This is a genomic window from Escherichia sp. E4736 (genome assembly GCF_005781225.1).
Lineage (GTDB): Bacteria > Pseudomonadota > Gammaproteobacteria > Enterobacterales > Enterobacteriaceae > Escherichia.
Genome location: NZ_VATT01000015.1, coordinates 23906 through 48442, shown reverse-complemented (window position 1 = coordinate 48442; position 24537 = coordinate 23906). Strand labels below are relative to the sequence as shown.

Annotated in this window: 24 protein-coding genes; 15 read left to right on the top strand and 9 right to left on the bottom strand. The window is 51.2% G+C overall.

The window, feature by feature from the left end; translation table 11 throughout:
- Nucleotides 1–134: 134 nt before the first annotated feature.
- Nucleotides 135–1415 (bottom strand): glutamate-1-semialdehyde 2,1-aminomutase, encoded by a 1281-nt coding sequence (gene hemL, locus FEK46_RS11500; protein WP_130260753.1) that lies wholly within the window; start codon nt 1413–1415, stop codon nt 135–137.
- Between the two features lie 162 nt (nt 1416–1577).
- Between hemL and FEK46_RS23685 the strand changes: the two genes are divergently transcribed.
- The 4 genes from FEK46_RS23685 to erpA are packed head-to-tail and all read left to right on the top strand — an operon-like array spanning nt 1578 to nt 3484.
- Nucleotides 1578–1640, top strand: coding sequence for a hypothetical protein (locus FEK46_RS23685; RefSeq protein ID WP_214251109.1), 63 nt, complete (start codon nt 1578–1580; stop codon nt 1638–1640).
- Nucleotides 1637–3058: a H(+)/Cl(-) exchange transporter ClcA gene (gene clcA, locus FEK46_RS11495; RefSeq protein WP_135560062.1), complete on the top strand. Its 1422-nt coding sequence runs from the start codon at nt 1637–1639 to the stop codon at nt 3056–3058. Before FEK46_RS23685 ends, clcA begins: the two co-directional genes overlap by 4 nt.
- Nucleotides 3059–3081: 23 nt before the next feature.
- The gene (gene yadW, locus FEK46_RS11490) at nt 3082–3147 is read left to right on the top strand and encodes a small protein YadW (RefSeq protein ID WP_120795373.1); all 66 of its coding nucleotides are present in this window, start codon (nt 3082–3084) and stop codon (nt 3145–3147) included.
- The gene (gene erpA, locus FEK46_RS11485) at nt 3140–3484 is read left to right on the top strand and encodes an iron-sulfur cluster insertion protein ErpA (RefSeq protein WP_001295564.1); all 345 of its coding nucleotides are present in this window, start codon (nt 3140–3142) and stop codon (nt 3482–3484) included. The genes yadW and erpA overlap by 8 nt, the downstream gene beginning before the upstream one ends.
- Before the next feature lie 46 nt (nt 3485–3530).
- Here erpA and FEK46_RS11480 read toward each other — a convergent pair whose 3' ends face one another.
- The 3 genes from FEK46_RS11480 to mtnN are packed head-to-tail and all read right to left on the bottom strand — an operon-like array spanning nt 3531 to nt 5683.
- Nucleotides 3531–4154, bottom strand: a complete 624-nt coding sequence (locus tag FEK46_RS11480) for a TRIC cation channel family protein (RefSeq protein WP_064525034.1) — start codon at nt 4152–4154, stop codon at nt 3531–3533.
- A gap of 37 nt (nt 4155–4191) precedes the next feature.
- Complete coding sequence (gene btuF / locus FEK46_RS11475) at nt 4192–4992, bottom strand: vitamin B12 ABC transporter substrate-binding protein BtuF (protein WP_130205008.1); 801 nt, start codon at nt 4990–4992, stop codon at nt 4192–4194.
- Complete coding sequence (mtnN, locus tag FEK46_RS11470; protein WP_135560061.1) at nt 4985–5683, bottom strand: 5'-methylthioadenosine/S-adenosylhomocysteine nucleosidase; 699 nt, start codon at nt 5681–5683, stop codon at nt 4985–4987. The genes btuF and mtnN overlap by 8 nt, the downstream gene beginning before the upstream one ends.
- Before the next feature lie 83 nt (nt 5684–5766).
- Between mtnN and dgt the strand changes: the two genes are divergently transcribed.
- From dgt to cdaR, 3 genes are all read left to right on the top strand, one after another.
- Complete coding sequence (gene dgt, locus FEK46_RS11465) at nt 5767–7284, top strand: dGTPase (RefSeq protein ID WP_130205010.1); 1518 nt, start codon at nt 5767–5769, stop codon at nt 7282–7284.
- A gap of 129 nt (nt 7285–7413) precedes the next feature.
- Nucleotides 7414–8841, top strand: a complete 1428-nt coding sequence (degP, locus tag FEK46_RS11460; RefSeq protein WP_130205012.1) for a serine endoprotease DegP — start codon at nt 7414–7416, stop codon at nt 8839–8841.
- Between the two features lie 154 nt (nt 8842–8995).
- The gene (gene cdaR, locus FEK46_RS11455; RefSeq protein WP_130235962.1) at nt 8996–10153 is read left to right on the top strand and encodes a DNA-binding transcriptional regulator CdaR; all 1158 of its coding nucleotides are present in this window, start codon (nt 8996–8998) and stop codon (nt 10151–10153) included.
- Between the two features lie 62 nt (nt 10154–10215).
- Here the strand turns inward: cdaR and FEK46_RS11450 are convergent, their stop codons facing one another.
- The 5 genes from FEK46_RS11450 to map all read right to left on the bottom strand — a co-directional run bounded on the left by FEK46_RS11450 (nt 10216) and on the right by map (nt 16129).
- The gene (locus tag FEK46_RS11450; protein ID WP_000272188.1) at nt 10216–10602 is read right to left on the bottom strand and encodes a DUF3461 family protein; all 387 of its coding nucleotides are present in this window, start codon (nt 10600–10602) and stop codon (nt 10216–10218) included.
- 159 nt (nt 10603–10761) lie between these two features.
- Nucleotides 10762–11574: a phosphodiesterase YaeI gene (gene yaeI / locus FEK46_RS11445; RefSeq protein ID WP_130205018.1), complete on the bottom strand. Its 813-nt coding sequence runs from the start codon at nt 11572–11574 to the stop codon at nt 10762–10764.
- 53 nt (nt 11575–11627) lie between these two features.
- Complete coding sequence (gene dapD / locus FEK46_RS11440; RefSeq protein ID WP_001186656.1) at nt 11628–12452, bottom strand: 2,3,4,5-tetrahydropyridine-2,6-dicarboxylate N-succinyltransferase; 825 nt, start codon at nt 12450–12452, stop codon at nt 11628–11630.
- A gap of 30 nt (nt 12453–12482) precedes the next feature.
- Nucleotides 12483–15155, bottom strand: a complete 2673-nt coding sequence (glnD, locus tag FEK46_RS11435; protein WP_135560060.1) for a bifunctional uridylyltransferase/uridylyl-removing protein GlnD — start codon at nt 15153–15155, stop codon at nt 12483–12485.
- 179 nt (nt 15156–15334) lie between these two features.
- Nucleotides 15335–16129, bottom strand: coding sequence for a type I methionyl aminopeptidase (gene map / locus FEK46_RS11430; protein ID WP_001018190.1), 795 nt, complete (start codon nt 16127–16129; stop codon nt 15335–15337).
- A 367-nt stretch (nt 16130–16496) separates the two neighbouring features.
- On the opposite strand from map, the gene rpsB reads away from it, so the two are divergent.
- The 8 genes from rpsB (at nt 16497) to rseP (ending at nt 24523) form a co-directional block, all read left to right on the top strand.
- Complete coding sequence (rpsB, locus tag FEK46_RS11425; RefSeq protein WP_000246884.1) at nt 16497–17222, top strand: 30S ribosomal protein S2; 726 nt, start codon at nt 16497–16499, stop codon at nt 17220–17222.
- A 258-nt stretch (nt 17223–17480) separates the two neighbouring features.
- A complete protein-coding gene (gene tsf, locus FEK46_RS11420) occupies nt 17481–18332 on the top strand; it encodes a translation elongation factor Ts (protein WP_000818112.1) in 852 nt (283 codons plus the stop codon).
- A 146-nt stretch (nt 18333–18478) separates the two neighbouring features.
- Nucleotides 18479–19204, top strand: a complete 726-nt coding sequence (pyrH, locus tag FEK46_RS11415; protein WP_000224573.1) for a UMP kinase — start codon at nt 18479–18481, stop codon at nt 19202–19204.
- A 291-nt stretch (nt 19205–19495) separates the two neighbouring features.
- Nucleotides 19496–20053, top strand: coding sequence for a ribosome recycling factor (gene frr, locus FEK46_RS11410; RefSeq protein ID WP_000622419.1), 558 nt, complete (start codon nt 19496–19498; stop codon nt 20051–20053).
- Nucleotides 20054–20145: 92 nt separating this feature from the next.
- On the top strand, nt 20146–21342 hold the full coding sequence (gene ispC / locus FEK46_RS11405) for a 1-deoxy-D-xylulose-5-phosphate reductoisomerase (RefSeq protein WP_131161218.1): 1197 nt from the start codon (nt 20146–20148) through the stop codon (nt 21340–21342).
- A 188-nt stretch (nt 21343–21530) separates the two neighbouring features.
- The gene (gene ispU, locus FEK46_RS11400; RefSeq protein ID WP_112014149.1) at nt 21531–22289 is read left to right on the top strand and encodes a (2E,6E)-farnesyl-diphosphate-specific ditrans,polycis-undecaprenyl-diphosphate synthase; all 759 of its coding nucleotides are present in this window, start codon (nt 21531–21533) and stop codon (nt 22287–22289) included.
- A gap of 12 nt (nt 22290–22301) precedes the next feature.
- Nucleotides 22302–23159 (top strand): phosphatidate cytidylyltransferase, encoded by an 858-nt coding sequence (gene cdsA, locus FEK46_RS11395; RefSeq protein WP_130205024.1) that lies wholly within the window; start codon nt 22302–22304, stop codon nt 23157–23159.
- 11 nt (nt 23160–23170) lie between these two features.
- Complete coding sequence (rseP, locus tag FEK46_RS11390; protein ID WP_135560059.1) at nt 23171–24523, top strand: sigma E protease regulator RseP; 1353 nt, start codon at nt 23171–23173, stop codon at nt 24521–24523.
- Nucleotides 24524–24537 lie beyond the last annotated feature (14 nt).

Below are 24537 nucleotides of genomic sequence, written 5' to 3'. Positions count from 1 at the left end.
CAAACGGTCCTGAATTCCAGGTCGGATAAAGCGTTCACGTTGCATCCGACAAATAATGCCCGATGCGACGCTGACGCGTCTTATCGGGCCTACAAACGAAGGCGTTCACGCCGCATCCGGCAAACAATGTTGGATCACAACTTCGCAAACACCCGACGTGCAGCATCGATGGTGTTATTGATATCTTCCATGCTGTGCGCCACGGACATAAAGCCCGCTTCAAACGCTGACGGTGCCAGGTAAACACCTTCGTCCAGCATCATATGGAAGAAACGCTTGAAGCGCTCGACGTCACAGGACATCACATCCTGGTAGCATGTTACGGACTCGGCGTCGGTAAAGAAAATACCGAACATGCCGCCAACGTGGTTAACGACCAGCGGAATTCCCGCTTCTTCCGCCGCTTCCAGCAGACCTTCTGCCAGACGTGTTGTCAGCTCATTCAGTGTCTCGTGAACGCCCGGCTGCGCGACTTCATTCAGACAGGCGAAACCGGCGGCCATCGCAATCGGGTTACCGGAAAGCGTACCCGCCTGATACACCGGGCCAGTCGGAGCCAGCGCATCCATCACATCACGACGACCGCCGAAGGCACCTACCGGCATTCCGCCGCCGATGATTTTGCCCAGACAGGTGAGATCTGGCACCACGCCGTAATAATCCTGTGCGCCAGCTAGCGCCACGCGGAAGCCAGTCATTACTTCATCGATGATCAGCAACGCGCCAAATTCGTCGCACAGCGCGCGCAGACCTGGCAGGAACTCTGGCAGCGGTGGAACACAGTTCATATTGCCTGCCACCGGCTCGACGATAATACAGGCAATCTCTTGCGGGTACTGTTCGAACGCGGCGCGTACAGAGGCCAGATCGTTATAAGTACAAGTTAAGGTATGTTTAGCGAAATCCGCCGGAACGCCCGGTGAGTTTGGCTGCCCTAAAGTGAGCGCGCCAGAACCGGCTTTCACCAGCAGGCAGTCAGCGTGACCGTGGTAGCAACCTTCGAATTTAATGATCTTGTCACGGCCAGTAAAACCACGGGCCAGGCGGATGGCGCTCATTGTCGCTTCGGTGCCGGAGTTCACCATGCGCACCATATCCATCGTCGGCACCAGTTCGGTCACCAGTTGCGCCATTTTCACTTCCATTTCGGTCGGTGCACCAAAGCTCAGACCGCGCTCGGCGGCTTCAATCACTGCGTTACGGATCGCCGGATGATTATGGCCCAGCACCATCGGCCCCCAGGAACCGACATAATCTATATACGCTTTGCCATCAACATCATACAGATAAGCGCCGTCCGCTTTTTCGATAAACAGTGGAGTGCCGCCCACGCCAGTAAAGGCGCGAACAGGAGAGTTCACACCGCCAGGGATCAGCTCACGCGCTGCGCTGTAAAGATTTTCAGACTTACTCATGGAGGGGTTCCTGATTCGTAGAAAAAGTGAATGGCTGCTATTCTAGGTTATTCATAACAAGTTAAATACTCGTCAACAAGTTGCTTTTACTACTGCAACTTTGACTTCGTAGAGTATAAAAGTTTTGTGCATTTGAAACATTACGCTTTGCAAAGGATTTTCATTGAATGTGCGAGTAAAATGCCGTCATCTTATTTGTATGACCAATATGTGATCATTGGATGAAAACTGATACTCCCTCTTATGAAATACCGCAGGCTGCGCGTCTGCGACGCAGACAACTCATTCGCCAGCTTCTTGAGCGTGATAAAACGCCATTAGCTATTTTGTTTATGGCGGCGGTCGTCGGTACCCTTGTCGGGCTGGCAGCGGTTGCTTTTGACAAAGGTGTCGCCTGGTTGCAGAACCAACGAATGGGCGCGCTGGTACATACTGCCGATAATTACCCACTTCTGTTAACCGTTGCTTTTCTCTGTTCGGCAGCGCTGGCGATGTTCGGTTATTTCTTGGTGCGCAAATACGCGCCGGAAGCGGGTGGTTCGGGTATCCCGGAAATTGAAGGGGCGCTGGAAGATCAACGTCCCGTTCGCTGGTGGCGTGTATTGCCAGTGAAATTCTTTGGTGGTCTGGGGACGCTGGGCGGCGGTATGGTCCTGGGGCGCGAAGGGCCAACCGTGCAGATTGGCGGTAATATTGGCCGGATGGTGCTTGATATTTTCCGCATGAAAGGTGACGAAGCTCGCCATACGTTACTGGCAACCGGTGCGGCGGCGGGTCTGGCGGCGGCTTTTAATGCGCCGCTGGCGGGTATTCTTTTTATTATTGAAGAGATGCGTCCGCAGTTTCGCTATACGCTAATTTCGATTAAAGCGGTATTTATTGGCGTCATTATGTCGACCATTATGTACCGGGTATTTAACCACGAAGTTGCACTTATTGATGTCGGTAAACTTTCTGACGCCCCGCTCAATACGCTTTGGCTTTATCTGATCCTCGGTATTATTTTTGGTATCTTCGGCCCTATTTTTAATAAATGGGTGCTGGGGATGCAGGATTTGCTGCATCGCGTGCACGGCGGCAATATTACCAAATGGGTACTGATGGGCGGTGCGATTGGAGGTCTGTGTGGATTGCTGGGGTTTGTGGCACCAGCAACGTCGGGCGGCGGTTTTAACCTGATTCCTATCGCTACCGCGGGGAATTTCAGCATGGGAATGCTGGTGTTTATCTTCGTCGCGCGGGTCATTACCACCTTACTCTGCTTCTCTTCCGGCGCGCCGGGCGGTATTTTTGCCCCGATGCTGGCGCTGGGTACTGTGCTGGGAACCGCTTTCGGAATGGTTGCCGTTGAGCTGTTTCCGCAATATCACCTTGAGGCGGGGACGTTTGCTATTGCCGGAATGGGGGCATTACTGGCGGCATCTATTCGCGCGCCGTTAACGGGGATCATTCTGGTTCTGGAGATGACCGATAACTACCAGCTCATTTTGCCAATGATTATTACCGGTCTTGGCGCAACACTATTAGCGCAATTTACCGGCGGGAAACCGCTATACTCGGCGATTCTTGCGCGCACGCTGGCGAAACAGGAAGCGGAGCAACTGGCGCGAGCCAAGGCCGCACCAGCCAGCGAGAATACTTGAACGAAATACCAGGGTATTAGATAATGGCGATTATTATTGGGTTAGAATTTGCCCAATTGCCGATGTCGTTTGGAGCAAAATATGAGTGATGACGTAGCACTGCCGCTGGAGTTTACCGACGCAGCAGCCAACAAAGTTAAAAGCCTGATCGCTGACGAAGATAACCCGAATCTGAAATTACGCGTGTATATCACCGGTGGCGGTTGCAGCGGCTTCCAGTATGGTTTCACCTTTGATGATCAGGTGAACGAAGGCGATATGACCATCGAAAAACAGGGCGTTGGCCTGGTCGTTGACCCAATGAGCCTGCAATATCTGGTTGGTGGTTCCGTTGATTATACTGAAGGACTGGAAGGTTCGCGTTTCATCGTGACCAACCCGAACGCGAAAAGCACCTGTGGTTGCGGTTCTTCCTTCAGCATCTAATCTGCTGCTAATGTGCCGGATAAACTATCCGGCACATCTACTCTCTTTAACGCCCATTCTCATCCAGCGCAAACGTCGGCAGTTTAAGATGCCAACGGATAGCTGCCAGTCGAATCAATAGCGTTACCACCATCCCCATCATACTGGCCGTTTCTAACGGGACGGAAAACGTATAATAAGCCGTAGCGTGGACAATACCGCCGATAATACAGGCTGTTGCGTAGATTTCTGTACGTAAAATCATGGGGATTTCGCGCGCCAGTACATCGCGAATGATCCCGCCGCCAACGCCCGTAATAACACCCATACATACCGCAATCAATGGACCCGCATCCGCATTAAAGGCTTTGTTGACGCCAATGCCAACAAAGACTGCCAACCCAACAGCATCCAGCACCGGCAGCATCCATTTCGGCAAGCGTCTTGGCTGGCGTACCAGGACGATCGTCAGCATGCTGGTTACCATTGCAACGACCAGATCGGTGGGATCTTTCACCCAAAATACCGGACCGTGATCCAGCGCCATGTCGCGAATGGTTCCACCGCCTACCGCGGTAACCACGCCTAATACCAGGACGCCAAAAGGGTCCATACGCAATTTTCCGGCAAGTAAAACGCCGGAGATGGCAAATACCGCTGTGCCGACTATATCCAGCCAATAGACGAGCATTGTTCAATCCCCACTGAGCACCTGAAAAGGTCAGGCGCTAATCCACTTGTGAAAGCGCATTACAGAGTTGTTGTGCAGCGAGGATAATACGTGGGCTTGCACGTTCAAACCAGTCACTTGTGAGAGGAATAATGGGAATTTTGAGCTGTTCACCCCAGTATTGCTCGATTTTAGGAGTTTGGTCCGATCCGCCAGTGATGACAATAGCCTGTGGCGCGCGTGCTAATACCTGTTCGCGGCTAACCTGCGGCCAGGGAACATGGCTGTTTTTAAAGATGTTTTCTCCACCGCAAACTTCCAGTACCTGGTTCTGAATCGACTCTTTTCCGCTGGTGAACGGCGGATTAATGCCGAATTGTAAGAAAACACGTTTTTTAGGCTTATCGGCGAATTTAGCTTTGAGTTGCGCATACTGTTCCAGCAAGGTTTGCGCGGCTTTCTCGGCCTTGTCAGGTTGCGGGCTCCACGGGGCCAGTTGACGTAACGCATCGGCAATTTGTTCAATGCTTGTCGCATCGACCCACATCACTTTTATTCCCAGCGAAGCAAGCTGGTCAACTTGCCGCTCGGCGTTACCCCCGCGCCAGGCTACGACCAGATCGGGTTTTAGCGCCACAATACGTTCCAGATTCATCCCTTGCCAGGTGGAAACCTGCTCTATTTTTTGTGCTTCTGGCGGATAGTCGGAATAACTGCTGACCGCTACCGGCGTGATCCCGGCGGCAAATGCGAGTTCGGTGTTAGCGGGGGAAAGTGTGATGACACGCGGCGCGGCGTTGAGCCACAGTGGCGCAAGAAAAGACAGGGCGACCAGCGCCCTGAAGAGTGACTTAGCCATGAGCCAGTTTCTGCACCAGTGACTCAACCATCAGGCTGGACTGTTTGGCAGCAACGGCCAGGAACTCGTCGAAGCTAAGGTGAGACTGTTGATCGGCGACGTCAGAGATGGCGCGCACCACCACAAACGGGACGTTAAAATTGTGGCAAACGTGAGCGATAGCCGTCGCTTCCATTTCTACTGCAATGGCCTGCGGGAAATTGTGGCGGATTTTCGCCAGACCAACAGAGCCGTTGATGAAAGCGTCGCCGCTAACAATCAGGCCACGTACAGCGTTAAGATTCAGTTCGGCAATGCAGGACTCGGCGGCAGCGATCAGTTTATCGTCAGCTTTGAAGCCTGCAGGGCAGCCAGGCAGTTGACCGTATTCATAGCCAAACGCCGTGACATCCGCGTCGTGATAACGTGCTTCGTCCGAGACAACGATATCGCCCACTTTCAGCGTTGGCGCCAGGCCACCCGCGGAACCGGTGTTAATAATCACATCAGGCTTGCAGTGTTCCAGCAGCAGAGTTGCACCCAGCGCCGCTGCGACTTTACCAATGCCTGATTTCAGAAGCGCAACCTCGGTTCCGTTCAGTTGGCCGGTATACATTTCGCAACCGCCCAGGCTGATAGTTTGACGGTTTTCGATTTTGTCACGCAGCAGCGTAACTTCTTCTTCCATTGCACCAATGATGCCGATTTTCATAGATTTACTCGCGATAAGCTCGATTTGAAGGCATAGTTTATCATGCGCTTGAGGGGAAGCGTATTTCTCACGCGGGAGAGGACATGGCACAGATTGATTTCCGAAATAAAATAAACTGGCATCGTCGTTATCGTTCACCGCAGGGCGTTAAAACTGAACATGAGATCCTGCGGATCTTCGAGAGCGATCGCGGGCGTATTATCAACTCCCCGGCGATTCGCCGTCTGCAACAAAAGACCCAGGTCTTCCCACTTGAGCGCAATGCTGCCGTGCGCACGCGTCTTACCCATTCTATGGAAGTTCAGCAGGTGGGGCGTTATATCGCTAAAGAGATTTTAAGCCGCCTGAAAGAGCTTAAATTGCTGGAGGCTTACGGTCTGGACGAGTTGACCGGGCCGTTTGAAAGCATTGTCGAAATGTCGTGTCTGATGCATGACATAGGAAATCCGCCGTTTGGTCATTTTGGCGAGGCAGCTATTAATGACTGGTTCCGTCAGCGTTTGTACCCGGCGGATGCCGAAAGCCAGCCATTAACCGACGATCGCTGTAGCGTGGCGGCGTTGCGATTGAGGGAAGGGGAGGAGTCACTTAACGACCTGCGGCGAAAAATTCGTCAGGACTTATGTCATTTTGAAGGTAACGCACAGGGTATTCGTCTGGTGCATACATTGATGCGGATGAATCTTACCTGGGCTCAGGTCGGCGGTATTTTAAAATATACCCGTCCGGCGTGGTGGCGCGGCGAAACGCCCGAGACTCACGATTATTTAATGAAAAAGCCGGGCTACTACCTTTCTGAAGAATTCTATATTGCGCGTTTACGTAAAGAACTTAATTTAGCACTTTACAGTCGCTTCCCATTAACGTGGATTATGGAAGCTGCCGACGATATATCTTATTGTGTGGCTGACCTTGAAGATGCGGTAGAAAAAAGAATATTTACCGTTGAACAGCTTTATCATCATCTGCATGAAGCGTGGGGCCAGCATGAGAACGGTTCTCTGTTTGCGCAGGTGGTAGAAAATGCCTGGGAAAAGTCGCGCTCAAATAGCTTAAGTCGTAGCACGGAAGATCAGTTTTTTATGTATTTACGCGTAAATACCTTAAATAAACTGGTGCCGTATGCGGCACAACGATTTATTGATAACTTACCTGCAATTTTTGCCGGAACCTTTAATCATGCACTGTTAGAGGATGCCAGCGAATGTAGCCAGTTGCTGAAGTTATATAAAAATGTCGCTGTAAAACATGTGTTTAGCCATCCAGATGTCGAGCAGCTTGAATTGCAGGGCTACCGGGTGATTAGCGGTTTATTAGAGATATATCGACCGTTGTTAAACATGTCGTTATCAGACTTTACCGAACTTGTTGAAAAAGAACGTGTGAAACGTTTCCCTATTGAAACGCGTTTATTCCATAAGCTCTCAACGCGTCATCGGTTGGCCTATGTTGAGGCTGTCAGTAAATTATCGTCAGATTCACCTGAGTTCCCGCTATGGGAATATTATTACCGCTGCCGGCTGTTACAGGATTATATCAGCGGTATGACAGACCTTTATGCGTGGGATGAATACCGCCGTCTGATGGCCGTAGAACAATAACCAGGCTTTTGTAAAGACGGACAATAAATTTTTACTTTTTGCAGAAACTTTAGTTCGGAACTTCGCGCTATAAAACGAATCTGAAGAACACAGCAATTTTGCGTTATCTGTTAATCGAGACTGAAATACATGAAAAAAACCACATTAGCACTGAGTGCACTGGCTCTGAGTTTAGGTTTGGCGTTATCTCCGCTCTCTGCAACGGCGGCTGAGACTTCTTCAGCAACGACAGCCCAGCAGATGCCAAGCCTTGCACCGATGCTCGAAAAGGTGATGCCTTCAGTGGTCAGCATTAACGTAGAAGGTAGCACAACCGTTAATACGCCGCGTATGCCGCGTAATTTCCAGCAGTTCTTCGGTGATGATTCCCCGTTCTGCCAGGAAGGTTCTCCGTTCCAGAGCTCCCCGTTCTGTCAGGGTGGTGGACAAGGTGGTAACGGCGGTGGCCAGCAACAAAAATTCATGGCGCTGGGGTCTGGCGTCATCATTGATGCCGATAAAGGCTATGTCGTGACTAACAACCACGTTGTCGATAATGCGACGGTCATTAAAGTTCAACTGAGCGATGGCCGTAAGTTCGACGCGAAGATGGTCGGCAAAGATCCGCGCTCTGATATCGCGCTGATCCAGATCCAGAACCCGAAAAACCTGACCGCGATTAAGATGGCGGATTCCGATGCGCTGCGCGTGGGTGATTACACCGTCGCAATTGGTAACCCGTTTGGTCTGGGCGAGACGGTAACTTCCGGGATTGTCTCTGCGCTGGGGCGTAGCGGTTTGAACGCCGAAAACTACGAAAACTTCATCCAGACGGACGCAGCAATCAACCGGGGTAACTCCGGTGGTGCGCTAGTTAACCTAAACGGTGAACTGATCGGTATCAACACCGCGATCCTTGCACCGGATGGCGGTAACATCGGTATCGGTTTTGCTATCCCGAGCAACATGGTGAAAAACCTGACCTCGCAGATGGTGGAATACGGCCAGGTGAAACGCGGCGAGTTGGGCATTATGGGGACCGAGCTGAACTCTGAGCTGGCGAAAGCAATGAAAGTTGACGCCCAGCGTGGCGCTTTCGTAAGCCAGGTTCTGCCGAACTCTTCTGCTGCAAAAGCGGGTATTAAAGCGGGTGATGTGATCACCTCACTGAACGGTAAGCCGATCAGCAGCTTTGCCGCGCTGCGTGCTCAGGTGGGTACTATGCCGGTGGGCAGCAAACTGACCCTGGGCTTGCTGCGCGATGGTAAGCAGGTCAACGTGAATCTGGAACTGCAGCAGAGCAGCCAGAATCAAGTTGATTCCAGCTCTATCTTCAACGGCATTGAAGGCGCTGAAATGAGCAACAAAGGCAAAGATCAGGGCGTGGTCGTGAACAACGTGAAAACCGGTACTCCGGCTGCGCAGATTGGCCTGAAAAAAGGTGATGTGATTATTGGCGCGAACCAGCAGACAGTGAAAAACATCGCTGAACTGCGTAAAGTTCTCGACAGCAAGCCGTCAGTGCTGGCGCTGAACATTCAGCGCGGCGATAGCACCATCTACCTGTTAATGCAGTAATCTCCCTCAACCCCTTCCTGCAAACGGGAAGGGGTTCTCTTTTCAATTTGTGACCCCCTCCACAACTCCATATTTCTCCGTCGTCCTTTGTGCATTTGCACAATGCTGTGGGTTGCGTACTTCCTTATGCTAAACCGTGCACAACGGAGGGCTTATGGCTGGCTGGCATCTTGATACCAAAATGGCGCAGGATATCGTGGCGCGTACCATGCGCATCATCGATACCAATATCAACGTAATGGATGCTCGCGGGCGAATTATCGGCAGCGGCGATCGTGAGCGTATTGGTGAATTGCACGAAGGTGCATTACTGGTACTGTCGCAAGGGCGGGTGGTCGATATCGATGATGCGGTAGCGCGCCATCTGCACGGTGTACGTCAGGGGATTAACCTGCCGTTACGGCTGGAAGGCGAGATTGTCGGCGTTATCGGCCTGACCGGTGAACCGGAGCATTTGCGCAAATATGGTGAACTGGTCTGTATGACGGCGGAGATGATGCTGGAACAGTCGCGGTTGATGCACTTGCTGGCGCAGGATAGCCGACTGCGTGAAGAGTTAGTCATGCATCTGATTCAGGCTGAAGAAAATACACCAGCGTTAACCGAATGGGCGCAACGACTGGGTATCGATCTCAATCAACCCCGCGTGGTGGCCATTGTCGAGGTCGATAGCGGCCAGCTTGGCGTGGACAGCGCGATGGCGGAACTACAGCAACTGCAAAATGCACTCACCACGCCGGAACGCAATAATCTGGTGGCGATAGTCTCGCTAACCGAAATGGTAGTGCTGAAACCGGCGTTGAATACGTTTGGGCGCTGGGATGCTGAGGACCATCGTAAGCGAGTAGAGCAACTTATTACTCGTATGAAGGAGTACGGTCAGCTGCGTTTTCGCGTGTCACTGGGCAATTATTTTACCGGCGCAGGCAGTATTGCGCGTTCTTATCGTACGGCGAAAACAACGATGGTCGTGGGTAAACAGCGAATGCCGGAGAATCGCTGCTATTTTTATCAGGATCTGATGCTGCCAGTATTACTCGACAGTTTACGTGGCGACTGGCAAGCCAACGAACTGGCGCGTCCTCTGGCACGGCTAAAAGCGATGGATAATAATGGCTTGCTGCGGCGGACGCTGGCAGCGTGGTTTCGCCATAATGTGCAGCCGCTGGCAACGTCAAAGGCGCTGTTTATCCATCGCAATACTCTGGAGTATAGGCTTAATCGTATATCGGAACTGACCGGGCTGGATTTGGGCAATTTTGATGACAGGTTGCTGCTGTATGTTGCGTTGCAACTGGATGAAGAACGGTAGGAGCATGATAAATTAAAGCCGGGCGATACTTTACCCGGCCATACAGAATGGCATCAGTATTATTATTTACGCGTCAGTTTTTCCAGATCGGCTTCAATCTCGCTGATCTTATTGGTTACTACTGACTCCAGGTGACGTAAGTCGTCGAGGATCTTACGTTTAAGATCAACTTCGCTGCGGTCACGCTGGCAGATTTGATCAAGCTCATCAATGATATAACGCAGATTCGGGCTGATCTCCTGCACTTCTTTATAACCCTGACCCACACCATCGGCGACGACCGTTTTGCGCTGGCGCGGATATTTAAACTTCACGCTCTTAGCGAAAAACTCGCCTTTGTCTTTCTGAAAATAGATTTTCAGAATATCGTTGTTGGCTTCCTGCCGGAGGCTGTAACGATCAATTTCTTCAGGATTGGTAATACCCAGACTTTTCAGATTGTCGTACATAGCGTTACCTCAAAATGAGTCAGTAAATTGTGCTTATCTTAGCATTTGGCCTGGCCCGCCCGGCTCGACTGTGATCGCAGAAAGCCTTTTTTCCAGACTTCTATCATGGCGTAAAAATCAAAAAATTACCTGCTTTATTCTGGCGATATCATTCATGTTCTACACCAGTTCCAGCATTGTCACTTCCGGACGGCAGTTCAGACGCAAGCCATACAAACTTCCCACACCTCGAGTCGTGTAGATGTGTCGTTCGCCAAAAGCGTTTAACCCTGCGACATAGCGTTTATCTTTAACTGGCGCAAAAGGTTCGCCAACTAATGGCACGTGTAACTGACCGCCGTGAGTGTGACCACAAAGCATCAGATCCCACTTTTCATTACGCATGACTTCTTTGCTGTCGGGATTATGCGCCAACACCAGTCGTGGCAGATTGGCTTCGCTGGCGGGAGGCGGTTTGCATTGTCCGGCCCATAAATCACCAGTGCCTACCAGTTCGAATTGCCTGTTCGGCGTGGCGATCACGGTTGCCTGGTTAACCAACACCGTGATGCCCGCCGATTGCAACGCCTCGCCAATTAAGCGATTTTTCTCTGTACCAACAGGGCGATCGTGGTTGCCGAAGCAGGCAAACGTCGGCGCACATTCGGCAAGGGGGGAGAGTACGTCAGCAAACGCCGGAAAATTCAGCGGCATATCAAATAATACGTAATCGCCGCCCAGCAATATCAAATCGGGCTTTTGTGCTACGCCAAGAGCAATCGCGTCAGAAATCAGGCTTAGAGGAACAAAACGAGAGTAATGGAGATCTGCCAGAAAAAGGATTTTGAAAGGTGGAACGTTGTCTTTAAAAAAGGCGAGGCGGTGACGGATTAATTCAAGCCAGCCAGGTTCCCAGTAATGCATATAACCGAAACCTGAGCCCGCGGCTAACGTCGCGGCGGCAGCCTGCAAAAATCGTCGGCGTGAAATCATCGCTCATCCCTGCAAAAAAATCGGGCAGCGTCGTGCTGCCCGTGTGCATACTTTTAGTCGATGGTACGCAGCAGTTCGTTAATACCAACTTTACCGCGAGTTTTCGCGTCAACTTTCTTAACGATAACCGCACAGTAGAGGCTGTATTTGCCATCTTTCGACGGCAGGTTGCCGGATACCACCACAGAACCTGCCGGTACGCGACCGTAATGGATTTCGCCGGTTTCACGGTCGTAAATACGGGTGCTCTGACCGATGTATACGCCCATGGAAATGACGGAACCTTCTTCGACAATCACGCCCTCAACGACTTCAGAACGTGCGCCGATGAAGCAGTTATCTTCAATAATGGTCGGGTTAGCCTGCAACGGCTCCAGTACACCGCCGATGCCTACACCGCCAGACAGGTGGACGTTTTTACCAATCTGCGCACAGGAACCGACAGTGGCCCAGGTATCAACCATCGTACCTTCATCAACGTATGCGCCGATGTTGACGTAAGATGGCATCAGCACGGTATTACGGGCGATAAATGCGCCCTGACGCACTGCCGCTGGTGGCACTACGCGGAAGCCTTCTTTCTGGAAACGCGCTTCATCGTAGTTAGCGAATTTCATCGGCACTTTATCGAAGTAGCGGCTTTCTGCCCCTTCGATCACCTGATTATCATTAATACGGAAAGAGAGCAGCACCGCTTTTTTCAACCACTGATGCGTCACCCACTGACCGTCAATTTTTTCCGCTACACGCAGTGCGCCGGAATCCAGCAGGGCGATCACCTGATTTACCGCTTCGCGGGTAACGGTGTCTGCATTGGCTGGCGTGATCTCGGCACGGCGTTCAAAAGCGGTTTCAATAATGTTCTGTAACTGCTGCATTGTTAAACTCTTTTCATATCAGTAAACACATCACCCTTTATCGTTTGGATTGAGGGCCTCTGTCAACCGCTGATGCACTTCCTGCTGCAACTCGTTATTAAGTGCGCGCCGATCAGCGGTGGCGATTATGAATAAATCTTCTACTCGCTCGCCAATGGTTGTAATTCGAGCGCCATGAAGCGAAATTCCCAGATCGGCAAAAATTTTCCCAACTCGGGCCAGTAGTCCAGGTTGGTCGAGAGCGATCAGTTCGAGGAATGATTTTCGGTCGGTATGGGTAGGCAAAAACGTCACTTCGGTTTCAACAGTAAAGTGACGTAGTTTTGCCGGTTGACGACGCGGCTGTGGTGGCTGCCAGCTACTTTGCGTCAGTACCTGCTCAAGTCCAAAACGAATGACTTCATGGCGATCAGCGGACAGCGGGCTGCCATCTGGTTCCAGCACGATGAAGGTATCCATCGCCATACCGTCGCGAGTGGTGAAAATTTGTGCGTCGTGAACGCTTAAATTGCGGCGGTCTAATTCGGCACAGACGGCAGCAAACAGATAGGGGCGGTCCGGACTCCAGATAAATATCTCCGTTCCGCCGCGTGTGGCTTGCGGACTAAGCAATACCAGCGGCTTGCTTAAATCATGCTGTAATAAATGGCGCGCATGCCAGGCCAGTTGATTTGGGCTATGGCGGACAAAATAGTTGGCGCGACAACGTGACCAAATCTGGTGTAACGCCTCTTCGTCGATATTGTCCATGCGCAGCAGCGCCAGCGCCTGAAGCTGGTGATGGCGAACCCGTTCGCGCATATCCGGCGTGTTTTGCATCCCGCGTCGTAGCTGTTTTTCGGTGGCGAAATAGAGTTCGCGCAGCAGGCTTTGCTTCCAGCTATTCCATAGTGTTTCGTTGGTGGCGCAAATATCGGCCACTGTCAGGCATACCAGATAGCGCAGCCGGGTTTCCGTTTGCACTTCTTCGGCAAATTGCTTGATGACTTCCGGGTCCTGAATATCGCGGCGTTGGGCGGTGACCGACATCAGCAAGTGCTGGCGAACCAGCCAGGCTACCAGTTGCGTTTCGCGCGAGTTCAGCCCGTGGAGCTCGGCAAAATGCACTACGTCTTGTGCGCCGAGTATAGAGTGGTCGCCGCCGCGCCCTTTGGCGATATCGTGAAACAGTGCGGCGATAAAGATAAGCTCAGGTGACGGCAATCGCGGCCAGACATCCACACACAACGGATGGCGCTGGCGCGTTTCTTCACTGGCAAAACTCTCCAGTTTCAACATCACGCGAATAGTATGTTCATCCACCGTGTAGGCGTGGAACAGGTCAAACTGCATCTGCCCGACGATATGCGACCATTGCGGCATATAGGCACCGAGCACGCTATGGCGATGCATCGGTAACAGTCCACGACGCACCGAACCAGGGTGACGCAGAATGCTCAAAAATAGCTTTCGCGCTTGCGGAATATTGCACAGCGGTTGTTGCAGATGGCGACGGGCATGACGTAACTGGCGCAGCGTGGTGGAGTAAATGCCGGTGATCGCACTGTTGCGCACCATGGTATAGAACATGCGTAATATCGCTTCTGGTTGGCGCATAAACAGCGTTTCATCGCGCAGATCGATAAGCGTGCCGCGTAGCTGAAATTCATCGTCTATTGGTCGCGGTTTTTCGTCGGCAGGGAGGGCGAGGATAGCCTCGTCGAACAGTTGCAATAGCATATGGTTAAGTTCGCTAACGCGGCGCGTAACGCGAAAATAATCCTTCATCATCTGTTCGACTGGCTCGTTACCTTCACCACCGTAATTCAGACGCTGGGCAACGCTAAGCTGGCGATCAAATAACAGGCGATTATCGTAACGATTGACCACCAAATGCAGGGCGAAGCGAATTCGCCAGAGAATATGCAAACACTCATTTAGCTCTGCACGTTCCGCAGACGTTAAGAAGCTAAATCCGACCATTTCATCGAGTGATGTTGCGCCAAAATGGCGGCGGGCCACCCATTGCAGAGTGTGGATATCGCGCAAGCCGCCGGGGCTGCTTTTGATGTCTGGTTCAAGATTGTAGCTGGTGCCGTGGTAACGCTGGTGGCGCTGGTTTTGTTCTTCAACTTTCGCCGCGTAAAACTTATCGGACGGCCAGAATCCTTCGCTGAAAATATGCTTTTGCAGTTCGAGAAATAGCGCTACATCGCCAATTAACAAGCGGGATTCGATCAGGTTGGTTGCGACGGTTAAATCTGATAATCCTTCCAGTAAGCACTCTTCAAGCGTGCGCACGCTATGACCGACTTCCAGCTTCACATCCCAGAGCAGCGTTAACAGCTCGCCCACTTTTTGCGCCTGATCGTCCGGAAGTTTTTTACGGCTTAAGATCAGTAAATCGACGTCTGAAAGCGGATGCAGCTCGCCACGACCATAACCACCGACGGCAACCAGCGCCAGATCGGCGATCTGGCTGAATCCTGCTTCAATCCATAACCGTTGCAGGAGCTGGTCGATAAATTCAGTGCGGGCTTCAATCAATTGTTCAGCGGAGATCCCACTATCAAAGGCATCACCCAGCCAACGCTGGAAGATATCAATATGGGCTTTTATCCCACAGACAGTTAATTCATCACGGGGCCAGGCGCATGGATTTTGCGGTTGACCGGGCAGGGTGGGGAGAGCGGTATTTGCGTACTGTTCTGGAAGGGTATTCATCGTGCGCCACCCATAAGATTACATTATCACATTAAAAAAGCCGGCATTCGCCGGCTTCAGATTGTTGACAAAGTGCGCTTTGTTCATGCCGGATGCGGCGTGAACGCCTTATTCGGCCTACAACTCCTTGCAAATGGAGAAGGTAGGACGCATCAGGCATTTTTGCGTTTGTCTTCCTCTTATTCGTCGTGCGAGATTATCGCCGGGATGGTGTCATCCTTGCGTAACGTCAGAATTTCGCAGCCGTTATCAGTCACCACAATAGTATGCTCGTATTGTGCAGACAAGCTGCGATCTTTGGTTTTTACCGTCCAGCCATCTTTCATGGTGCGGATCTCTTTTTTACCCGCGTTGACCATTGGCTCGATAGTGAATGTCATCCCTGGTTTCAGCACGACGTTGGTTTCAGGGGAGTCATAGTGCAGCACCTGCGGTTCTTCATGGAAGCCGCGACCAATACCGTGCCCGCAATATTCACGAACGACAGAGAAGCCTTCTGCTTCGACAAATTTCTGAATCGCTGCACCGATTTCGCGCAGATTGATGCCTGGTTTCACCATACGCAGCGCCAGGTACAGGCTCTCTTGCGTGATGCGGCACAGGCGTTCGCCCATGATGGTCGGCTTACCGACGATAAACATTTTCGAGGTATCGCCGTGGAAACCATCCTTAATAACGGTGACATCGATGTTAACGATGTCGCCATCTTTCAGCAGCTTGGCATCGTCCGGAATACCGTGGCACACCACTTCATTAATAGAGATGCAAACAGATTTCGGATAACCATGATAGCCGAGGCAGGCAGAAACCGCGTGTTGTTCATTAACAATGTAATCATTACAGATGCGATCCAGCTCGCCGGTGCTGACGCCCGGTTTAACATACGGTTCGATCATCTCCAGCACTTCGGCAGCCAGGCGGCCAGCGACGCGCATTTTTTCGATATCTTCAGGGGTCTTGATTGAGATAGCCATTAATTCTGTCCATCAGCGTCGGTGATACCGACAATATATATGTAAGTGCTGTCAATGGTATCACACCCGGGCAAATTGAGAATCATTCTGAATTTCGCCAAACGTGCCACTGAACGTTTTCTATAATAGAAAATTCATCGTCTGGTGCTGTACACAGCGCCAACAATTATTGGTGTCCGCAACGTATTTGTGGTATAAAGCGCGCCGGACTTCCGATCCATTTCGTATACACAGACTGGACGGAAGCGACAATCTCACTTTGTGTAACAACACACACGTATCGGCACATATTCCGGGGTGCCCTTTGGGGTCGGTAATATGGGATACGTGGAGGCATAACCCCAACTTTTATATAGAGGTTTTAATCATGGCAACTGTTTCCATGCGCGACATGCTCAAGGCTGGTGTTCACTTCGGTCACCAGACCCGTTACTGGAACCCGAAAATGAAGCCGTTCATCTTCGGTGCGCGTAACAAAGTTCACATCATCAACCTTGAGAAAACTGTACCGATGTTCAACGAAGCTCTGGCTGAACTGAACAAGATTGCTTCTCGCAAAGGTAAAATCCTTTTCGTTGGTACTAAACGCGCTGCAAGCGAAGCGGTGAAAGACGCTGCTCTGAGCTGCGACCAGTTCTTCGTGAACCATCGCTGGCTGGGCGGTATGCTGACTAACTGGAAAACCGTTCGTCAGTCCATCAAACGTCTGAAAGACCTGGAAACTCAGTCTCAGGACGGTACTTTCGAAAAGCTGACCAAGAAAGAAGCGCTGATGCGCACTCGTGAGCTGGAGAAACTGGAAAACAGCCTGGGCGGTATCAAAGACATGGGCGGTCTGCCGGACGCTCTGTTTGTAATCGATGCTGACCACGAACACATTGCTATCAAAGAAGCAAACAACCTGGGTATTCCGGTATTTGCTATCGTTGATACCAACTCTGATCCGGACGGTGTTGACTTCGTTATCCCGGGTAACGACGACGCAATCCGTGCTGTGACCCTGTACCTGGGCGCTGTTGCTGCAACCGTACGTGAAGGCCGTTCTCAGGATCTGGCTTCCCAGGCGGAAGAAAGCTTCGTAGAAGCTGAGTAATAAGGCTTGATAACTCCCCCAAAATAGTTCGAGTTGCAGAAAGGCGGCAAGCTCGAGAATTCCCGGGAGCTTACATCAGTAAGTGACCGGGATGAGCGAGCGAAGACAACGCATCTACGGCGCGAAATATGAAGGGGGGAGAGCCCTTATAGACCAGGTAGTACACGTTTGGTTAGGGGGCCTGCATATGGCCCCCTTTTTCACTTTTATATCTGTGCGGTTTAACGCCGGGCAGATCACATCTCCGAGGATTTTAGAATGGCTGAAATTACCGCATCCCTGGTAAAAGAGCTGCGTGAGCGTACTGGCGCAGGCATGATGGATTGCAAAAAAGCACTGACTGAAGCTAACGGCGACATCGAGCTGGCAATCGAAAACATGCGTAAGTCCGGTGCTATTAAAGCAGCGAAAAAAGCAGGCAACGTTGCTGCTGACGGCGTGATCAAAACCAAAATCGACGGCAACTACGGCATCATTCTGGAAGTTAACTGCCAGACTGACTTCGTAGCGAAAGACGCTGGTTTCCAGGCGTTCGCAGACAAAGTTCTGGACGCAGCTGTAGCTGGCAAAATCACTGACGTTGAAGTTCTGAAAGCACAGTTCGAAGAAGAACGTGTTGCGCTGGTAGCGAAAATTGGTGAAAACATCAACATTCGCCGCGTTGCTGCACTGGAAGGCGACGTTCTGGGTTCTTATCAGCACGGTGCGCGTATTGGCGTTCTGGTTGCTGCTAAAGGCGCTGACGAAGAGCTGGTTAAACACATCGCTATGCACGTTGCTGCAAGCAAACCAGAATTCATCAAACCAGAAGACGTATCCGCTGAAGTGGTAGAGAAAGAATACCAGGTACAGCTGGACATCGCGATGCAGTCTGGTAAGCCGAAAGAAATCGCAGAGAAAATGGTTGAAGGCCGCATGAAGAAATTCACCGGCGAAGTTTCTCTGACCGGTCAGCCGTTCGTTATGGAACCGGCAAAAACTGTTGGTCAGCTGCTGAAAGAGCATAACGCTGAAGTGACTGGCTTCATCCGCTTCGAAGTAGGTGAAGGCATCGAGAAAGTTGAGACTGACTTTGCAGCAGAAGTTGCTGCGATGTCCAAGCAGTCTTAATTATCGAAAAGGAGCCGCCTGAGGGCGGCTTCTTTTTGCGCCCATCTTGTAAATTCAGCTAACCCTTATGGGGCTGCGCTGAAAAGCGACGTACAATGTCGCTGGTATTAATTCATTTCAATCGTTGACAGTCTCAGGAAAGAAACATGGCTACCAATGCAAAACCCGTCTATAAACGCATTCTGCTTAAGTTGAGTGGCGAAGCTCTGCAGGGCACGGAAGGCTTCGGTATTGATGCAAGCATACTGGATCGCATGGCTCAGGAAATTAAAGAGCTGGTTGAACTGGGTATTCAGGTTGGTGTGGTGATTGGTGGGGGTAACCTGTTCCGTGGCGCTGGTCTGGCGAAAGCGGGTATGAACCGCGTTGTGGGCGACCACATGGGGATGCTGGCTACCGTAATGAACGGCCTGGCAATGCGTGATGCACTGCACCGCGCCTATGTGAACGCTCGTCTGATGTCCGCTATTCCGTTGAATGGCGTGTGCGACAGTTACAGCTGGGCAGAAGCAATCAGCCTGTTGCGTAACAACCGTGTGGTGATCCTCTCCGCCGGTACGGGTAATCCATTCTTCACCACTGACTCCGCAGCTTGCCTGCGCGGTATCGAAATTGAAGCCGATGTGGTGCTGAAAGCGACCAAAGTTGATGGTGTGTTTACCGCTGATCCAGCAAAAGATCCAACTGCAACTATGTATGAGCAGCTGACTTACAGCGAAGTGCTGGAAAAAGAGCTGAAAGTCATGGACCTGGCGGCCTTTACGCTGGCTCGTGACCACAAATTACCGATTCGTGTTTTCAACATGAACAAACCGGGTGCACTGCGCCGTGTGGTAATGGGTGAAAAAGAAGGAACATTAATCACGGAATAATTCCCGTGATGGATAAATAAGGGTAAGATTCCGCATAAGTATCGCGGGGGCGTAAGTCTGGTTATAAGGCGTTATTGTTGCAGGCAGTCTGGTCACGGCCAGCGCGCAGCAACCGGAGCGTACATAAGTACGTGAGGATGGCGAGCACTGCCCGGGGCCAAAATGGCAAATAAAATAGCCTAATAATCCAGACAATTACCCGTAATATGTTTAATCAGGGCTATACTTAGCACACTTCCACTGTGTGTGACTGTCTGGTCTGACTGAGACAAGTTTTCAAGGATTCGTAACGTGATTAGCGATATCAGAAAAGATGCTGAAGTACGCATGGACAAATGCGTTGAAGCGTTCAAAACCCAAATCAGCAAAATACGCACGGGTCGTGCTTCTCCCAGCCTGCTGGATGGCATTGTCGTGGAATATTACGGCACGCCAACGCCGCTGCGTCAGCTGGCAAGCGTAACGGTAGAAGATTCCCGTACTCTGAAAATCAACGTGTTTGACCGTTCAATGTCTCCGGCCGTTGAAAAAGCGATTATGGCGTCCGATCTCGGCCTGAACCCGAACTCTGCGGGTAGCGACATTCGTGTTCCGCTGCCGCCGCTGACGGAAGAGCGTCGTAAAGATCTGACCAAAATCGTTCGTGGCGAAGCTGAACAGGCGCGTGTTGCAGTACGTAACGTGCGTCGTGATGCGAACGACAAAGTGAAAGCACTGTTGAAAGAAAAAGAGATCAGCGAAGACGACGATCGCCGTTCTCAGGACGATGTACAGAAACTGACTGATGCTGCAATCAAGAAAATTGAAGCGGCGCTGGCAGACAAAGAAGCAGAACTGATGCAGTTCTGATTTCTTGAACGACAAAAAACGCCGCTCAGTAGATCCTTGCGGATCGGCTGGCGGCGTTTTGCTTTTTATTCTGTCTCAACTCTGGATGTTTCATGAAGCAACTCACCATTCTGGGCTCGACCGGCTCGATTGGTTGCAGCACGCTGGACGTGGTGCGCCATAATCCCGAACACTTCCGCGTAGTTGCGCTGGTGGCAGGCAAAAATGTCACTCGCATGGTAGAACAGTGCCTGGAGTTCTCTCCCCGCTATGCCGTTATGGACGATGAAGCGAGTGCGAAACTTCTTAAAACGATGCTACAGCAACAGGGTAGCCGCACCGAAGTCTTAAGCGGGCAACAAGCTGCCTGCGATATGGCGGCGCTTGAAGATGTTGATCAGGTGATGGCGGCGATTGTGGGCGCTGCTGGCCTGTTACCTACCCTTGCCGCGATCCGCGCCGGTAAAACCATCCTGCTGGCAAACAAAGAATCACTGGTCACCTGCGGACGTCTGTTTATGGACGCAGTAAAGCAGAGTAAAGCACAGTTATTACCGGTCGATAGCGAACACAACGCCATTTTTCAGAGTTTACCGCAACCTATTCAGCATAATCTGGGATACGCTGACCTTGAGCAAAATGGCGTGGTGTCCATTTTACTTACCGGGTCTGGTGGCCCTTTCCGTGAGACGCCCTTGCGCGATTTGGCAACAATGACGCCCGATCAAGCATGCCGTCATCCGAACTGGTCGATGGGACGTAAAATTTCTGTCGATTCGGCTACCATGATGAACAAAGGTCTGGAATACATTGAAGCTCGCTGGTTGTTTAACGCCAGCGCCAGCCAGATGGAAGTGCTGATTCACCCGCAGTCAGTGATTCACTCGATGGTGCGTTATCAGGACGGCAGCGTTCTGGCGCAACTGGGCGAACCCGACATGCGTACGCCAATTGCCCACACCATGGCATGGCCGAATCGCGTGAACTCTGGCGTGAAGCCGCTCGATTTTTGCAAACTAAGTGCGTTGACATTTGCCGCACCAGATTATGAGCGTTATCCATGCCTGAAACTGGCGATGAAGGCGTTCGAACAGGGCCAGGCAGCGACGACCGCATTGAATGCTGCAAACGAAATCACTGTTGCAGCCTTTCTTGCGCAACAAATCCGCTTTACGGATATCGCCGCGTTGAATTTATCCGTGCTGGAAAAAATGGATATGCGCGAACCACAATGTGTGGACGATGTGTTGTCTGTTGATGCCAATGCGCGTGAGGTCGCCAGAAAAGAGGTGATGCGTCTCGCAAGCTGAGGATAATCCGGCTACAGAGAGTCGTGCTATTTGTTAGCGTAGGGCTTCAGTGATATAGTCTGCGCCATCTGATCGTCAGTAGTTGGCTTTGTAAGGTCAGATATGCCGTGGTTTTACACGGCTTTTTTTTGTATAGGCTTCAGTATTCCTGAGTACCGTAAACCCTATCAGGGAATAAAAAACGCGTGATGTTGTCTGCTACTCAACCACTTAGCGAAAAATTGCCAGCACATGGCTGTCGCCATGTTGCGATCATTATGGACGGCAATGGTCGCTGGGCAAAAAAGCAAGGGAAGATTCGTGCCTTTGGGCATAAAGCCGGGGCAAAATCCGTCCGCCGGGCTGTCTCTTTTGCGGCCAACAACGGTATTGAGGCGTTAACGCTGTATGCCTTTAGTAGTGAAAACTGGAACCGACCAGCGCAGGAAGTCAGTGCGTTAATGGAACTGTTTGTGTGGGCGCTTGATAGCGAAGTAAAAAGCCTGCACCGACATAACGTGCGTCTGCGTATTATTGGCGATACCAGTCGCTTTAACTCGCGTTTGCAAGAACGTATTCGTAAATCTGAAGCGTTAACTGCCGGGAATACCGGTCTGACGCTAAATATTGCGGCGAACTACGGTGGACGTTGGGATATTGCCCAGGGAGTCAGGCAACTGGCTGAAAAGGTGCAGCAAGGAAACCTGCAACCGGATCAGATAGATGAAGAGATGCTTAACCAGCATGTCTGTATGCATGAACTGGCCCCTGTAGATTTAGTAATTAGGACTGGGGGGGAGCATCGCATTAGTAACTTTTTGCTTTGGCAAATTGCCTATGCCGAACTTTACTTTACAGATGTTCTTTGGCCCGATTTCGATGAACAAGACTTTGAAGGGGCGTTAAATGCCTTTGCTAATCGTGAGCGTCGTTTCGGCGGCACCGAGCCCGGTGATGAAACAGCCTGATGGGGGTCGCTTTTGCTGAAGTATCGCCTGATATCTGCTTTTGTTTTAATACCCGTAGTCATCGCGGCGCTGTTTTTGTTGCCGCCGGTGGGGTTCGCCATTGTAACGCTGGTAGTTTGTATGCTGGCGGCGTGGGAATGGGGACAGCTTAGCGGTTTTACCACTCGCTCGCAGCGGGTATGGCTGGCGGTGCTGTGCGGGTTATTGCTGGCGCTGATGCTTTTTCTATTGCCGGAATATCATCGGAATATTCATCAACCACTGGTTGAAGTCTCACTTTGGGCTTCGCTTGGTTGGTGGGGTGTTGCGTTATTATTGGTGCTATTTTACCCCGGTTCGGCGGCAATCTGGCGCAACTCTAAAACGTTACGCATTATTTTCGGTGTATTAACCATTGTGCCTTTCTTTTGGGGCATGCTGACGTTACGTGCCTGGCACTATGACGAGAATCATTACAGTGGCGCGATATGGCTGCTCTATGTCATGATCCTTGTCTGGGGAGCTGACTCAGGGGCATATATGTTTGGCAAATTATTTGGCAAACATAAGCTGGCGCCGAAGGTTTCTCCGGGTAAAACCTGGCAAGGTTTTATTGGCGGACTCGCGACCGCAGCAGTAATCTCATGGGGTTATGGTATGTGGGCGAATCTCGACGTCGCACCCGTCACCTTACTCATTTGCTCCATTGTCGCAGCGTTAGCTTCTGTGCTCGGCGACTTAACTGAGAGCATGTTTAAGCGCGAAGCAGGAATTAAGGACAGCGGTCATTTAATTCCAGGACACGGTGGTATTTTAGATCGTATTGATAGCCTGACGGCTGCGGTGCCGGTCTTTGCTTGCCTGTTGTTGCTGGTATTCAGGACGCTTTAACGGAAGGTATTATGCTGAGTTTTCTCTGGGATTTGGCTTCGTTCATTGTTGCACTGGGTGTGCTTATCACCGTGCATGAATTTGGTCATTTCTGGGTTGCCCGGCGCTGTGGTGTTCGCGTTGAGCGTTTCTCAATAGGTTTTGGTAAGGCGCTCTGGCGCCGCACTGACAAACTCGGCACCGAATATGTCATCGCCCTGATCCCCCTGGGCGGTTATGTCAAAATGCTGGATGAACGCGCAGAACCGGTTGTTCCGGAACTTCGCCACCATGCCTTCAACAATAAAACTGTTGGCCAGCGTGCAGCGATAATCGCCGCAGGTCCGGTTGCAAACTTCATTTTTGCTATCTTTGCTTACTGGCTGGTTTTTATCATTGGTGTTCCCGGCGTTCGTCCTGTTGTTGGTGAAATATCAGCCAACTCGATTGCCGGACAAGCACAAATTGTACCTGGCACGGAACTAAAAGCTGTAGATGGTATCGAAACGCCTGATTGGGATGCCGTGCGCTTACAACTGGTTGACAAAATCGGCGACGAAAGCACCACCCTTACGGTGGCACCTTTTGGCAGCGATCAACGACGAGATGTAAAGCTTGATTTGCGAAACTGGGCGTTTGAGCCTGATAAGGAAGATCCGGTATCTTCTTTGGGAATTCGCCCTCGTGGTCCGCAAATTGAACCTGTACTGGAAAATGTGTCACCAAACTCAGCGGCAAGTAAGGCGGGTTTGCAAGCAGGCGACAGGATCGTTAAAGTCGATGGTCAGCCATTAACGCAATGGCTGACGTTTGTGATGCTTGTCCGGGATAACCCGGATAAACCATTAGCGTTAGATATCGAAAGACAGGGGAGTCCCTTGTCTTTGACATTAATCCCGGAGAGCAAACCGGGTAAGGGTAAAGCGATTGGTTTTGCCGGCATTGAGCCGAAAGTCATTCCTTTGCCAGATGAGTATAAAGTTGTACGCCAGTATGGACCGTTCAACGCCATCGTTGAGGCCACGGACAAAACGTGGCAATTGATGAAGCTGACGGTCAGTATGCTGGGAAAATTGATCACCGGTGATGTGAAACTGAACAACCTCAGTGGGCCGATCTCTATCGCCAAGGGGGCTGGGATGACAGCGGAACTCGGGGTTGTTTATTACCTGCCGTTCCTTGCGCTTATTAGCGTGAACTTAGGGATAATTAACCTGTTTCCGTTGCCCGTACTTGACGGGGGGCATCTGCTGTTCCTTGCGATCGAAAAGATCAAGGGCGGACCGGTATCCGAGCGGGTTCAAGACTTTTGTTATCGCATTGGCTCGATTCTGCTGGTGCTGTTAATGGGGCTTGCACTTTTCAATGATTTCTCTCGGTTATGAGAGTTAGTTAGGAA